The 14,003-nt window shown below is 65.6% G+C and carries 11 protein-coding genes and 2 tRNA genes; 3 read left to right on the forward strand and 10 right to left on the reverse strand.

All coding sequences use genetic code 11. The features are described 5' to 3' along the window. Positions 1–33: 33 nt before the first annotated feature. From phaR to L1Z78_RS17805, 7 genes are all read right to left on the reverse strand, one after another. Entirely contained in the window at positions 34–573 is a 540-nt protein-coding gene (gene phaR, locus L1Z78_RS17775; protein ID WP_234637707.1) for a polyhydroxyalkanoate synthesis repressor PhaR, read from the reverse strand. 210 nt (positions 574–783) lie between these two features. After that, positions 784–860 (reverse strand) — tRNA-Val (locus tag L1Z78_RS17780). A gap of 70 nt (positions 861–930) precedes the next feature. Continuing rightward, positions 931–2,196 carry a Zn-dependent hydrolase gene (locus tag L1Z78_RS17785; RefSeq protein ID WP_234637708.1) on the reverse strand — a complete coding sequence of 422 codons (1,266 nt, stop codon included), beginning with the start codon at positions 2,194–2,196 and terminating at the stop codon, positions 931–933. 24 nt (positions 2,197–2,220) lie between these two features. Beyond that, positions 2,221–3,681, reverse strand: a complete 1,461-nt coding sequence (gene hydA, locus L1Z78_RS17790) for a dihydropyrimidinase (RefSeq protein WP_234637709.1) — start codon at positions 3,679–3,681, stop codon at positions 2,221–2,223. A 30-nt stretch (positions 3,682–3,711) separates the two neighbouring features. Further along, positions 3,712–5,205 (reverse strand): NCS1 family nucleobase:cation symporter-1, encoded by a 1,494-nt coding sequence (locus L1Z78_RS17795; protein WP_234637710.1) that lies wholly within the window; start codon positions 5,203–5,205, stop codon positions 3,712–3,714. A 132-nt stretch (positions 5,206–5,337) separates the two neighbouring features. Beyond that, positions 5,338–6,657: an NAD-dependent dihydropyrimidine dehydrogenase subunit PreA gene (gene preA, locus L1Z78_RS17800; RefSeq protein WP_234637711.1), complete on the reverse strand. Its 1,320-nt coding sequence runs from the start codon at positions 6,655–6,657 to the stop codon at positions 5,338–5,340. Positions 6,658–6,691: 34 nt separating this feature from the next. After that, positions 6,692–8,068, reverse strand: a complete 1,377-nt coding sequence (locus L1Z78_RS17805) for an NAD(P)-dependent oxidoreductase (RefSeq protein ID WP_234637712.1) — start codon at positions 8,066–8,068, stop codon at positions 6,692–6,694. 324 nt (positions 8,069–8,392) lie between these two features. Here L1Z78_RS17805 and L1Z78_RS17810 point away from each other — a divergent pair, with 324 nt between their 5' ends. Beyond that, positions 8,393–9,073: a TetR/AcrR family transcriptional regulator gene (locus L1Z78_RS17810; protein ID WP_234637713.1), complete on the forward strand. Its 681-nt coding sequence runs from the start codon at positions 8,393–8,395 to the stop codon at positions 9,071–9,073. Positions 9,074–9,077: 4 nt separating this feature from the next. Continuing rightward, the gene (gene speG, locus L1Z78_RS17815) at positions 9,078–9,608 is read left to right on the forward strand and encodes a spermidine N1-acetyltransferase (protein WP_234637714.1); all 531 of its coding nucleotides are present in this window, start codon (positions 9,078–9,080) and stop codon (positions 9,606–9,608) included. A 132-nt stretch (positions 9,609–9,740) separates the two neighbouring features. On the opposite strand, the gene L1Z78_RS17820 is transcribed toward speG, so the two are convergent. The 3 genes from L1Z78_RS17820 to L1Z78_RS17830 all read right to left on the reverse strand — a co-directional run bounded on the left by L1Z78_RS17820 (position 9,741) and on the right by L1Z78_RS17830 (position 13,027). Further along, positions 9,741–9,817: transfer RNA gene (locus L1Z78_RS17820), tRNA-Val, on the reverse strand. 64 nt (positions 9,818–9,881) lie between these two features. Next, positions 9,882–12,131 carry a RelA/SpoT family protein gene (locus L1Z78_RS17825; protein ID WP_234637715.1) on the reverse strand — a complete coding sequence of 750 codons (2,250 nt, stop codon included), beginning with the start codon at positions 12,129–12,131 and terminating at the stop codon, positions 9,882–9,884. Then, entirely contained in the window at positions 12,128–13,027 is a 900-nt protein-coding gene (locus L1Z78_RS17830) for an alpha/beta fold hydrolase (protein WP_418921711.1), read from the reverse strand. The genes L1Z78_RS17825 and L1Z78_RS17830 overlap by 4 nt, the downstream gene beginning before the upstream one ends. A gap of 174 nt (positions 13,028–13,201) precedes the next feature. Between L1Z78_RS17830 and L1Z78_RS17835 the strand changes: the two genes are divergently transcribed. Further along, positions 13,202–13,996 carry a 3-hydroxybutyrate dehydrogenase gene (locus L1Z78_RS17835; RefSeq protein WP_234637717.1) on the forward strand — a complete coding sequence of 265 codons (795 nt, stop codon included), beginning with the start codon at positions 13,202–13,204 and terminating at the stop codon, positions 13,994–13,996. Positions 13,997–14,003: the final 7 nt, after the last annotated feature.

Raw genomic sequence — 14,003 nt, forward strand, 5'->3', positions numbered from 1 at the left:
CCGGGAACTTGCCCCGGCACCGCCGGGCAGGACTCAGCCGTTGCGCTTGATGCCCATGGCGTTGAGCATCTGCTCGGTCTGCTTTTGCATCTGCTCCTGCATCTGGCTGAACATGTTCTGGGACTGCTCCAGGTAGCTGCTCATCATGTTCTGCATGGCCGGCGGCTGCATGCGCATGAACTGGTTCCAGGCCTCGGGCGATGCCCCCTGCGCCTGCTCGGCCAGCTTGCTCTGGAAATCGGTGAACATCTGCACGTTCTTTTCCAGGTAGGAGCCCATGTAGCCCTGCATGGCATGGCCGTAGAAGCGGATGATGTTGGCCAGCACGGCCTCGGAGAACATGGGCGCGCCACCGGCCTCCTCCTCCAGGATGATCTGCAGCAGGATGCTGCGCGTGAGGTCCTCGCCCGTCTTGGCATCCTTGACCACCACGGGTTCGCTGGCCATCACGAGCTGCTTGACCTCGGCCAGGGTGATGTAGGAGGAGGTATCGGTGTCGTAGAGACGGCGGTTGGGATACTTCTTGATCACGCGCTGGGCGTTGGGGGCAGCGGCTTTTGGCGTCTCTTGCATTGCAATGCTTCTCCTCTTGCACGGTCTTGTACGGGCCATCGATCTTTTGCACTGCAACAGATTCTAGGCAGCGCCCACGCCCCCCGGCGCAGCAGTAACCCTGATGGCGATCAACGCATGCGACACGTCCCATGGACGCACAATCATCCGGACAAAAAAAATCCCGCATGAAGCGGGATTTTTTTCAGCCCCTGGCGAGACTGAGATATTTGGTAGGCGCGATTGGACTCGAACCAACGACCCCCACCATGTCAAGGTGGTGCTCTAACCAGCTGAGCTACGCGCCTGTCGTTTGTTGAAGCCGCAAGTATAGCAGTGCAAAACAGGGCTTCCGGGCAAGTTGCGCAGTTTTTCCGATCACAGCACCTTGGCGCGTTCCAGCATGGCGTGCATCAGCACATCGCAGCCTGCAGTGATGTCCGCGGGCGCGGCATCTTCGATCTCGTTGTGGCTGATTCCGTCCTTGCAGGGAATGAAGACCATGCCGGCCGGCGCCAGCCTTGCCATGTAGACCGCGTCATGCCCGGCCCCCGAGACAACGGGCATGTGCGAGTAGCCCAGGGTCCTGGCCGCCCGCGCCACCGCATCCACGCAGTCGCCATGAAAGGGCTGGGCCGGGTAGCTGGAGACCAGGTTGATCGCGATGGGCAAGCCCGTCTCCCGACTGATGCGGTCGGCCACGGCACGGATGTCGGCGTCCATGGCTTCGCAGTCGGCATCTGTGGCGTTGCGCAGGTCTATGCTGAACTTGACCTGCCCCGGAATCACGTTGCGGCTGTTGGGGTGGACCTGCACCATGCCCACCGTGCCACGGCCGTGCGGCGGGTGGCGGTGGGCGCAGGCCACCACTTCCTGCATGAGCTGCGTGGCCGCCTGCAGCGCGTCCTTGCGCAGAGCCATGGGCGTGGGGCCGGCATGGGCCTCCATGCCGGTGACCACGCAGTCATACCAGCGTATGCCCAGCACGCCGGTGACCACGCCAATGGTCTTGGCGTGGTCCTCCAGCACGGGACCCTGTTCGATATGCGCCTCGAAGTACGCACCGATCGGGTGGTCGCCGGGCTCCTGGCTGCCCACATAGCCGATGCGTTCCAGCTCGCCCTTGACGGTTTTGCCCTCGGAGTCGGTGGCGGCATAGGCATGCTCCAGCGTGAAGGCCCGGGCAAACACGCCGGAGCCCATCATCACCGGCACGAAGCGCGAGCCTTCCTCGTTCGTCCAGAAGGCCACCTCGATGGGAGCTTCGGTCTCGATGCCGTGGTCGTTGAGCGTGCGCACCACCTCCAGCCCCGCCAGAACGCCGTAGTTGCCGTCGAACTTGCCGCCCGTGGGCTGGGTGTCGATGTGGCTGCCCGTCATGATGGGAGGCAGGCTGTTGTCGCGCCCGGGCCGGCGCATGAAGCCGTTGCCTATCTTGTCGATGGTCACCGTCATGCCCGCCTCGCGCGCCCAGCGGGTCACCAGGTCACGGCCCTGGCGGTCCAGGTCGGTCAGCGTCAGGCGGCAGACGCCGCCCTTGGGCGTGGCGCCGATCCGGGCCAGCTCCATGAGTGAATCCCACAGCCTGCTTCCGTTGACGCGCAGTTGTGCGATGTCCTGCTTCACTTGGGTATCCGTATCCATTGCTGTCTCCTTGTCATGCGGGGTTCAGCGCGCCACGGCCGTGGGCTGCAGCGCGGCAGCGCGGCGCTGCACCGCATCGAAGTTGGGGCCGAACGCCGGGCGCTTGATATAGCGGCCACGACCCATCTCGGCACGCAGATCGCCCTGCGCATAGGCCACCACGCCCTGGCTGATGGTGTGGCTGGGCATGCCCTGCACGGTGCGGCCCTCGAAGATGTTGTAGTCGCCCTTGGAATGCTGGGTCCTGACCGACAGGGTGTGAGTGGCGGCGGGGTCCCAGACGACCAGATCGGCATCGGCCCCCACACCGACCAGACCCTTGCGCGGATAGATGTTGAACAGCCTGGCGGTGTTGGCCGAGGTGATGGCCACGAATTCGCTGGGCGTCAGCCGGCCGGTGTTCACACCCGCATCCCAGATCACGGCCAGGCGCTCTTCCACGCCGCCGGTACCGTTGGGGATCTTGGCGAAGTTGTCCCTGCCCATGGCTTTCTGCGCGGCGCAGAAGGTGCAATGGTCGGTGGCCGTGGTGTGCAGCTGGCCCGACTGCAGGCCCTGCCACAAGGCCTCCTGGTGGCCCTTGGCCCGGAAGGGCGGGCTCATCACATGGGCGGCCGCCTTTGCGAAGTCGGGGTCGCGGTACACGCTTTCGTCGATCACCAGATGGCCGGCCAGCACCTCGCCATACACGCGCTGGCCGCGCGCTCGGGCAGCGGCAATGGCCTGCGCCGCCTCGGTGCAGCTGACATGCACCACGTAGATGGGCACGCCCAGCACGCCGGCGATGGCGATGGCGCGGTTGGCTGCTTCGGCCTCCACCATGGGCGGGCGGGCCAGCGGATGGCCCTCGGGCCCGGTGATGCCCATCTTGGCCACTTCCTGCTGCAGCAGGTAGACCAGCTCGCCGTTCTCGGCATGCACCGTGGGCATGGCGCCCAGCTCCAGCGCGCGCTTGAAGCTGTTCACCAGGGTTTCGTCGTCGCACATGATGGCGTTCTTGTAGGCCATGAAGTGCTTGAAGCTGTTGATGCCCTCCTCGCGCACCAGCGTGCCCATGTCGGCATGGACGCTGTCGCTCCACCAGGTGACGGCCACGTGGAAGGAGTAGTCGGCCGCAGCCTTCTCGGCCCAGCCGCGCCATTTGCGGTAGGCGTCCAGCAGCGGCTCCTGCGGATCGGGAATGACGAAGTCGATGATGCTGGTGGTGCCACCGGCCAGCGCCGCCGCCGTGCCGGTGTAGAAGTCATCGGCCGTGACCGTGCCCATGAAGGGCAGTTGCATGTGGGTGTGCGGATCGATGCCGCCGGGCATGACGAACTGCCCCGAGGCATCGATCACCTGCGCCCCGGCCGGCACCAGGGCCGCCACATCCGGCCCCACGGCCGCAATCGCCCCGTCCACACACAGCACATCGGCCTTCTCCTGCCGGTCTGCATTCACCACCGTGCCGCCACGCACCCATACCGAACCCTGTGATTGACCCATAGCGTCATGCCTCCTGTTGGTTGGTCCGGCCTATGCCTTGCTCAGCGCGGGAGCGCCCTTGGTCACCTGGCCTGCCATGCCGATGCGGTACACCACGCCGGCAATGAACAGGCCGATGAACCATGCGTAGTCATAGGCATGCTTGAAGAAATCACCCACGTTCGGGAAGGCGGCAGGAAACGCCGCATGCAGGAAGCCGGGCAGGTTGGGCGCAACGCCCAGCGCGAAGGCCGCCACGGCCACCCAGTTCCAGCCGTTGGAGTAGCGGTAGGCGCCCTCTTCCCGGTACAGGTCCTCCACCACCAGCTGCTTTTTCCGCACCAGGAAGTAGTCCACCATCAGAATGCCCGCGATCGGTCCCAGCAGTGCCGAGTAGCCGATCAGCCAGGTGAAGATGTAGCCCTCGGTGGACTCGAGGATCTTCCAGGGCATCATCACGATGGCAATGGCCACCGTCATGTAGCCGCCCACGCGGTAGCTGATCTTCCTCGGCGCCAGGGCCGAGAAGTCATAGGCCGGCCCGACCAGGTTGGCCGCCAGGTTCACGCTCACGGTATCGATCAGCAGCACGATCAGCGCGATCAGCACGGCCGCCCCCGTCATGCGGCTGGCGACATCCACGGGGTCCCACAAGGCCTTGCCGTAGATCACCACGGTGCCCGATGTCACCACCACCGCCAGCATGGCCAGCAGCCCCATGGGCACCGGCAGGCCGATGGCCTGGCCCACCACCTGGTCCTTCTGCGACTTGGCAAAGCGCGTGAAGTCCGGAATATTCAATGCCAACGTGGCCCAGAAGCCCACCATGGCCGTCAGCGACGGCCAGAACACCGTCATGAACTGGCCCGCCTTGGGGCCGCCCGGCGCGTACTGCGAAGGCTGCTCCATGATGGGACCGAAGCCGCCCGCCTTCTGGTAGACCCATCCCAGCAGCACGAAGCAGATCAGGATCTTGAGCGGCGCGGTCCAGGTCTCCAGCTTGCGGATGGACTCTATGCCATGCACCACGAAGTAGAACTGGATCGCCCAGAACACCAGAAAGCACACCAGCTGCCCCAGATTGATGCCCAGGCCCGCGATCTTCTCGCCCTCCAGCGGATGGCCCAGCAGCACGCCCAGCAGGGTGTAGATCATCATGCCGCCGAACCAGGTCTGGATGCCGTACCAGCCGCAGGCCACCAGGGCCCGCAGCAAGGCGGGCAGCTTGGCGCCGTGGGTGCCGAACGAGGCACGGGCCAGCACCGCAAAGGGAATGCCGTACCTGGCCCCGGCATGGCCGATGAGCAGCATGGGAATCAGCACGATCAGATTGCCCAGGAACACCGTCATCACGGCCTGCGACCACGACATGCCGTTGGTGATCATGCTGGCCGCCAGCGTGTATGCCGGGATGCACATCACCATGCCTATCCACAGGGCGGCGAAGTGGTACCAGGTCCAGGTACGCTGACTGGGCAGCGTGGGTGCGAGGTCGTGGTTCCACAGGTTGCCTGCGGAATCACCGGAATGCGGGGCATGCGACATTGCGAAGCTCCTTCTCGAAGAGAGAAATCACCAATCCATTGCTGATCCAGGGTCTGACCTTTTCCATCAAGCGCATTTCGTGCCAGGTCGACCCGGATGCGGGCCGTGCGCCGACCTGCCGCAATGGTCCCTCTAGCCCTGCGCCGTCACGGCCTGGCGCATGGGGTTGTTGGGATGCGTCGTCCAGTTCGCATACTCCCCGGTGACCGTCTGGCCGGTGCGGGGGTCCACCTCGCCCGGCTGCAGGCTGCGCATGGTGATGCACTCGGGCACGGGGCAGATGGACACGCACAGGTTGCAGCCCACGCATTCGGTGTCATCCACTTCGAACCGGCGCACACCGCCCTCCTTGCTGAAGGTGATGGCCTGGTGCGAGGTGTCCTCGCAGGCCACATGGCAGCGCCCGCACTGGATGCAGCTGTCCTGGTTGATCACGGCCTTTTCGATGTGGTTGAGGTTGAGGTCCTTCCAGTCCCTGACCGTGGGCACTGCCCGGCCCCGGAAGTCCTCGATGCAGGCAAAACCGTGGGCATCCATGTAGTTGGACAGGCCGTCGCACATGTCCTGCACGATGCGAAAGCCATAGACCATGGCCGCCGTGCACACCTGGACATTGCCGCATCCCAGCGCGATGTATTCGGCAGCGTCCTTCCAGGTGGTGATGCCGCCAATCCCCGAAATGGGCAGACCGGCCGTCTGCGGGTCGCGCGCGATCTCGGCCACCATGTTCTGGGCGATGGGTTTCACGGCAGGGCCGCAGTAGCCGCCGTGCGAGCCCTGGCCGTCGGTGCTGGGGTGCATCACCAGTGTGTCCAGATTCACGCCCATCAGCGAGTTGATGGTGTTGATCAGGGACACCGCATCCGCCCCCCCGGCCTTGGCCGCCCGCGCGGGAAAGCGCACGTCGGTGATGTTGGGCGTGAGCTTCACGATCACGGGCAGCCGGCTGTACTGCTTGCACCACTGCGTGACCATCTGGATGTACTCGGGCACCTGGCCTACGGCCGCACCCATTCCGCGCTCGCTCATGCCGTGCGGGCAGCCGAAGTTCAGCTCCAGCCCGTCGGCGCCGGTGTCCTCCACCATGGGCAGGATGCGCCTCCAGCTTTCCTCCACGCAGGGCACCATCAGCGAGGCGATCAGCGCGCGGTCAGGCCAGGCCTTTTTCACGCGGGTCATCTCCTCCAGGTTGGTGCGCAGCGGCCGGTCGGTGATCAGCTCGATGTTGTTCAGGCCCATCACGCGCCGGTCCTGCGCCATGAGCGTGGAGTAGCGCGGCCCGTTCACGTTGACCACATGCGGGTCCTCGCCCAGGGTCTTCCACACCACGCCGCCCCAGCCGGCCTCGAATGCGCGGGTGACGTTGATTTCCTTGTCCGTGGGTGGGGCCGAGGCCAGCCAGAACGGATTGGGGCTGGAAATGCCCAGAAAGCGGCTGCTGATGTCTGCCATGTCAATGCTCCTTGAAAAGCGCGGGCACAGCCGCTTACACCCCGGTGGCCACGGCCACTGCAGCGCCCATCAGCGCCTGATGCATGGCACGCGCGGCTACCTTGCCGTGCTCCACCGCCTGCACGGTCAGATCCTGTCCCCCGGCGCGGCAGTCACCGCCTGCCCACACGCGGGGCACGCTGGTCTGGCCCTGGGCGTCGGTATCGATGCGGCCATCGCGCAGCGCGATTGCCGCGCCCGCCGAAGCGCCGACATAGGTCTGGCCGATGGCCTTGAGCACCATGTCGGCCGGCACGTCGAACACCTCCTGCGTCACCTGCAGCCTGCCGCCCTCCATGCGGGTGCTGGCCATGCGCACGCCGCAGACCTTGCCGTCCTGCACCAGGATCTCCTGGGGCGCGGCCCACAGCCGCAGGTTGACGCCATGGGTCTGCGCCCACTCCTGCTCCACCCAGGAGGCGGACAGCGCATCCTTGCCCCGGCGATAGAACATGGTGACCTCGTCGGCGCCCAGCAGCCTGGCCTGCACGGACGCATCCACAGCCGTCATGCCGCCGCCGATCACCACCACGCGCCGGCCCACCGGCACCGTGGATTTGTCGGCCGCCTGGCGGATGTCGGCAATGAAGTCCACCGCATTGCGCAAGCCTTCGGCCTGCGGCTCTGCTGTACCCAGCGCATTCACGCCCGCCAGGCCCAGGCCGAGGAACACGGCGTCATGCTCTGCCAGCAGCGAATCCAGCGTGAAATCACGCCCCAGCCGCTGGTTGTTGCGCGGCGTGATCCCGCCCACGGACAGCAGCCAGTCGATTTCCTTTTGCGCAAAATCGCCCGGGGTCTTGTAGCTGGCCAGGCCGTATTCATTGAGCCCGCCCAGCTTGGGCCGGGCGTCGAACAGCACCACCTCGTGGCCCTGCAGCGCCAGCTGATGGGCGCAGGTCAGGCCGGCAGGCCCTGCCCCGACCACGGCCACCTTCCTGCCCGTGGCGGCGGCACGCTGGAACAGCGGTGCACCACCGGAGGCCATGAAGGCATCGGTCGCATAGCGCTGCAACGCACCAATTTCGACCGGCTTGTCTTCCTGGGTATTGCGCACGCAGGCCTGCTCGCACAACTGCTCCGTGGGGCAGACGCGTGAGCACATGCCTCCGAGCGGATTGGCCGTCAGGATCTCGCGCGCCGCGCCACGGACGTTGTCCTGGGCAATGCGGGCGATGAAGGCCGGCACATCGATGCTGGTGGGGCAAGCCGTGGTGCACGGCGCGTCATAGCAGTAATAGCAGCGCTCGGCCTCGATCAAGGCCTGGGAACGGTTCAGCGCGGGATGGGCGTCGGAGAAATTGGCCGCGTAATCGGCCAGGTTCAGTCGGCCGGCGGCAATGCCGCAGGCGCGTTGCGCGGGGCTATCCATGGTGCATCCTCCAGAGTCAGGATTGAGGGCGTGAAAGGGGCCGCAGCATGCAGGTGCACGCCAGGCCATCTCGGACAACGCAAGGCGGGCCGCAGGAAGAACTCCTGCACGGCCCCGGATCCAACAACACAGTCTTCGGAGGTTTCATCGTGGTCCTCGCATGTGTAAGTGACGCCTCTTGTCGGGCGCACTGGGGGTGGAACGGAATTTACGCGGGTGAAAAAATTTACCAATCAGTAAAATCACCCAGAAAGTCGTCAGCAAGAAAGATGCCAGACAATCGCACCAAAATGGCGCAACTTATCTCGACTTACCATCTGCGCAATGGCAACCCTTTCTGACAACGCGCCCCCTTCCTTGGCGCGATCGGCCACGCGCAAACCCACGGCCGCACGGCTGCGCAAGGAACTGAACATCCTGCAGACGGCCGAGCTGCACTTTGCGCAATACGGCTTCGAAGGCGCATCGCTGGAGCTGATCGCGCACGACGCCGGCCTGAGCCGCCACAACCTGCTGTACTACTTCGCCAGCAAGGAGGAGCTGTACCTGCGCGTGCTGGGCGATGTGCTGACCCAGTGGCTGGCCGGCATGTCCGATCTGCTGCGCGGCGACGACCCCGCCGAGGCCTTGCGCATCTACATCCGCGCCAAGCTGCAGTCCTCGCGCGAACGGCCGCATGGCTCCCGGGTTTTCACGCGCGAGGTGATGGCCGGCGCGCCCCGCTTCGGCCAGGCCATATCCAGTCAGGTGGGCCCTGCATTGGCCGCCGACGTCCAGGCCTTCGAGCGTTGGGTGGCACAGGGCAAGATCGCCCGCGTGGATTTCACCCACCTGATGTTCATTCTCTGGTCAGTGACCCAGGCCTATGCCGATCAGCAAGCCCAGTTCGCGCTGCTGCTGGGCCAGCCCGCACTGACCGCCGACGACTACGACACGGCAGCGGAACTGATCTACCGCCTGGTAATCCGTGGCCTGCAGCCGGATACCAAGCCTCTCGCACAATGAGGGCATGAATCACAGCATCCGCCTGAGACCGCTGGAACGCGAAGATCTGCGCTCCGTGCATCTGCTCAACAATAACGCAGCCATCATGCGCTACTGGTTCGAGGAGCCCTACGAGACCTTCGACGAGCTTTCCGCGCTGTATGACGCCCACGTGCACGACCAGACCGAGCGCCGCTTCATCGTCGAGCACCAGAACGATCGCGCCGGCCTGGTCGAGCTGGTGGAGATCGACCTCATCCACCGGCGTGCCGAGTTCCAGATCATCATCGCCCCCGAGCAGCAGGGTCGGGGCATCGCAGGCCAGGCGACGCGGCTGGCGCTCGACTATGGCTTCAAGACGCTGAACCTGCACAAGATCTTTCTGCATGTGGACCAGGAGAACGAGAAAGCCATCCACATCTACGCGCGCATAGGCTTCGTGCAGGAAGGCGTGCTGATCGACGAGTTCTTCGCCAACGGCCGGTACCGCAACGCCATCCGCATGTACCTGCTGCAAAACGACTACTTGCAGGCACAGGCCGGGGTCGGCACCTGACCCCTGACAGAGGAGCGCGGGCCCTGCCCGCCTCTTTGGCCGGCAAGTCTGCCCATCGTTGGCGGGCACACAAACAAAAAAGCCTTCTGAGTGATCAGAAGGCTTTTTGCATTCCATCTGGCAATGGAAGATTGGTAGGCGCGATTGGACTCGAACCAACGACCCCCACCATGTCAAGGTGGTGCTCTAACCAGCTGAGCTACGCGCCTGTGTTTGTTCGAGAATGCGATTCTAGCACGGGTTTTTCACAACTTCGGCAAAAAAAGATCGAACTCACCTGCGCCGGGCCGAACGCACGCCCGCCACGGCGGCCACGATACCCAGCACCTTGTTCAGGCGTCCCGAGTCGGCCACCTCCACGGTGAAGGTCATCCAGGCCGTGCCCTTGACCGACTGGGTCTGCACGCCGATGACATTGGTCTTCTCGCGCGCGAAGACCTCGGAGATATCGCGCAGCAGGCCCTGCCGGTCGGCCGCCTCCACTGCCACATCGACGGGATAGACGGCCGACGTCGCGGCCGCCGCCTTGGGCAGGCCCCAGGCCACGTCGATCACGCGCTCGGCATTGCGCGCGGCCATCTCGCGGAAGTTGGAGCAGTCGGCGCGGTGCACACTCACGCCCTTGCCCCGCGTGACGAAGCCCCGGATGTCGTCGGGCGGCGCCGGCTTGCAGCACTTGGCCAGTTGGGTCATCAGCGAATCCACGCCCACGACCAGCACCCCGCCCTTGGGCGAATCGGTACCACGCGCCTTGCGCACCAGGGTGAATTCCTCCGGCTCCTCCTCGACCTCCGCGGGCCTCAGCACAGTCTCGATGTTGCGCAGTGAATACTCGTCCTTTCCGACGACCTCGAACAGCGCATCGGCCGACTTGAACCCCAGCTGGGTGGCCAGCTCCTCCAGCTTGACGGCGGTCTTGCCTTCGCGCTGCAACAGCTTCTCGACCGCCTCCCGGCCGCGCGCCACGGTCTCGTGGGTGGCCTGGGCATTGAACCAGGCGCGCACCTTGGCCTTGGCGCGGTTGCTGGTCAGGTAGCCCAGGTCGGCATTGAGCCAGTCCCGCGAGGGGCGCCCTTCCTTGACCGTGGTGATTTCCACGGTCTGCCCGTTCTGCAACGGCGTGTTCAAAGGCACCATGGCCCCGTCCACGCGCGCACCACGGCAGCGGTGGCCCAGGCTGGTGTGCACCGAGTAGGCGAAATCCACGGGCGTCGCCCCCTGGGGCAGTTCGATGACGGCGGCGTCGGGTGTCAGCACGTAGATGCGGTCCTCGAACAGGCCGCGATGGTGCGTTCCCGCCAGGTCGCTGCCCCAGGCCAGCAACTGGCGCAGCACGGCGATCTTGGCATCGTACTCGCTGCTGGCCGTGACGCCCGCATAGCCCTTGGTGCCCGCCTCCTTGTAGGCCCAGTGGGCCGCCACACCATGCTCGGCATGGTCGTGCATGGCCTGTGTACGGATCTGGATCTCGATGGCACGCCCCGTCTCGTCACGCACCACGGTGTGCAGCGATTGGTAGCCGTTGGGCTTGGGGCGGGCGATGTAGTCGTCGAACTCGGCCTCGATGGGCGTGAACTGCTCGTGCACCCAGGACAGGGCCGCGTAGCAGTCCTTCACGGTGGGCACGACGACGCGCATGGCGCGGATGTCGAAGACCTGGTCGAAGTTCAGCGACTTGCCGCGCATCTTCTTGACGATGCTGTAGATGTGCTTGGGCCGCCCCTGCACCGTGGCGCTGATGCTGTGAGCGCGCAGGTCGGCCTCCAGGCGCGCGCGCATCTGCTCCATGTAGGCCTCGCGCTCCACGCGCTTCTCGTCGAGCAGGCGCGCCACTTCGCGGTAGGTCTCGGGCTCCAGGAAGCGCAGGGACAGATCCTCCAGCTCCCACTTGATCTGCCAGATGCCAAGCCGGTTGGCCAGCGGTGCGAACACGGTCAGTGCCTCGCGCGCGATACCGGGCGAGACCGGCCGCTTGCTGGCGGCGTAGTAGCGCAGGGTCTGCAGGCGAGAGGCCAGACGCAGCAGCACCACGCGCAGGTCCCGCGAGAAACCCAGCAGCATCTTGCGCACGTTCTCGGTCTGGGTGGCCTCATCGTCCGTGTACTGGCCGCTCAATTCGGCACCGCGCGCCTGCTGCTGCACGCGCATGAGCTTGTTGGTTTCCACGGCCAGCGTGGCGAAGTTCTCGCCAAACGCCTTGGAGATCACCTCCTGCGGCCGGTTCAGGTGCACGCTGGCATGCACCAGATAGATGGCGGCCTGCATCGTTTCGGAGCCACCGATGGTCTTGAGGATGGCAGCCACGGCATCGGCATGTGCCAGGGTGTTCTCGCCGGTCTCCATGGTTTCGGTGGCGATCAGCGGCTCGGCGAAGCTGCGCGCGCGCGCCAGCGCGTTGACCTGTTCAGGCAGGGTCTGCGAAGTGGCCGTGATCAGGTGCGGCAGCACCGGCGGCACAGAGCCCTGCGCGGCGGCGGCCGATGGCTGCGTCTGCACCGCAGCCTCGCTGCTGACAGTCTTCATTCGACACACTCCCCGGCCTGCTCGGCAAGATTCATGGTGCTTGGCAAGCGCTCTTCTCCCCATAAGAACCGGCGCAGCAGCTCCACCTGCCCCGCCGCGACAAAAGTGGGCGCATGCCCCACTCCTTCGAATTCCACGCAATGCGCCTGCGGTCCGCGCTGCGCCATGGCCTGTGCCGTGGACACCGTCAGCAGATCCGAGTGCCGGCCTCGGACAAGCAAGACGCGTGCCTTGATCTGGTCATACAGCTGCCACAGCAACGCCTCGCCGGCCTGCGCCATCTCCCGCGTCATCTGGCGCAAGGGCGCGGCGATCCCCGGGTCATAGTGCAGTTCCATGCCACCCCGGGGCGCCGCGCGCAGCATAGGCTGCGTCAATCGCAGCCATTGCTCACGGCTATGTGGGCCGAATCCTTCCGAAATCAAGAGCAGCGCATCGGCTGCCTGTTCCAGATCGGCGAAATGCAGTTGCCGGCCCAGGTACTGCCCGATGCGCTCCAGCGCCGACCACTCGATGGCGGGCCCCACGTCGTTGAGCACCAGGCGCCGGATCGGCACGGGCAGCGGCAGCCCCGGCTGGCCGGCAAGCGCCATGCCGATCAGCCCTCCCATGCTGGTGCCCACCCAGTCCAGTTGCGCGATGGGTGCCTGCGCATGGACCCGGGCCAGCAGGGCCAGCATGTCGGCGGCGTACAGTGGCACCTGGTATCCCATGGGATCGAGCAGCCAGTCGCTTTCCCCACGACCGACCACGTCCGGGCAGATCACACGGGCGCGCTCGCTGAGACGCCCGGCCAGCGTGTCGAAATCGCGCCCCTGGCGCGACAGTCCATGCACGCAGACCACCACATGGGGATGGTGGGGGTCGCCGGTGCGATTCCACTCCCAGTAGGCCATGCGGCGGGAGGTGTCATCCGGCGCCGGGCTGGCGGCTGGGCTCCATGGCGAGGAACGCCCGGCGGCCGCCGGGCAGGATACGTAGTTCAGCGTAGGATGATTCATGGGAACGCATTCGCGGAGCCGGCGCCGATAATGGCTGAGTTGCATCGTACATTCATTCGGAGACTCTCTATGTTGAAAGGCAAGACCGCCCTCGTGACCGGCTCGACCAGCGGCATCGGCCTCGGGATCGCCAAGGCCCTGGCCCGCCAGGGCGCCAATATCGTGCTCAATGGCTTCGGCGATGTGGACGGCCCGCGCGCCGAAGTGCTGGCCGCAGGCCAGGCCGCCGGCGCCCAGGTCGCCTACCATGGCGCCGACATGAGCCGCGTCGCGGACATCGAGGACATGGTCCAGTACAGCGTGCGCAATTTCGGCCAGATCGACATCCTCGTGAACAACGCCGGCATCCAGCATGTGGCGCGCGTGGAGGACTTCCCGCCCGAGCGCTGGGACGCCATCATCGCCATCAACCTGTCCAGCGCCTTCCATACCTCGCGCCTGGTCCTGCCCATGATGCAGGCCGCCGACGGCGGCAAGGGCTGGGGCCGCATCATCAACGTGGCCTCGGTGCACGGCCTGGTGGGCTCGGCACAGAAGTCCGCCTATGTGGCGGCCAAGCACGGCATCGTCGGCCTGACCAAGGTCACGGCACTGGAGAACGCCACCTCGGGCGTGACCTGCAACGCCATCTGCCCCGGCTGGGTGCTGACGCCGCTGGTGCAAAAGCAGGTCGATGCCAAGGCCGAGCAGCACGGCATCAGCAACGAGGAGGCCAAGAAGCTGCTGCTGGGCGAGAAGGAGCCCTCGATGCAGTTCACCACGCCAGAAGAGCTGGGCGAACTGGCGGTGTTCTTCTGCTCGCCAGCTGGCGCCAACGTGCGTGGCGTGGCCTGGAACATGGATGGCGGCTGGGCGGCCCAGTAAACCCCTC

The organism is Delftia tsuruhatensis (genome assembly GCF_903815225.1).
GTDB lineage: Bacteria > Pseudomonadota > Gammaproteobacteria > Burkholderiales > Burkholderiaceae_C > Comamonas > Comamonas tsuruhatensis_A.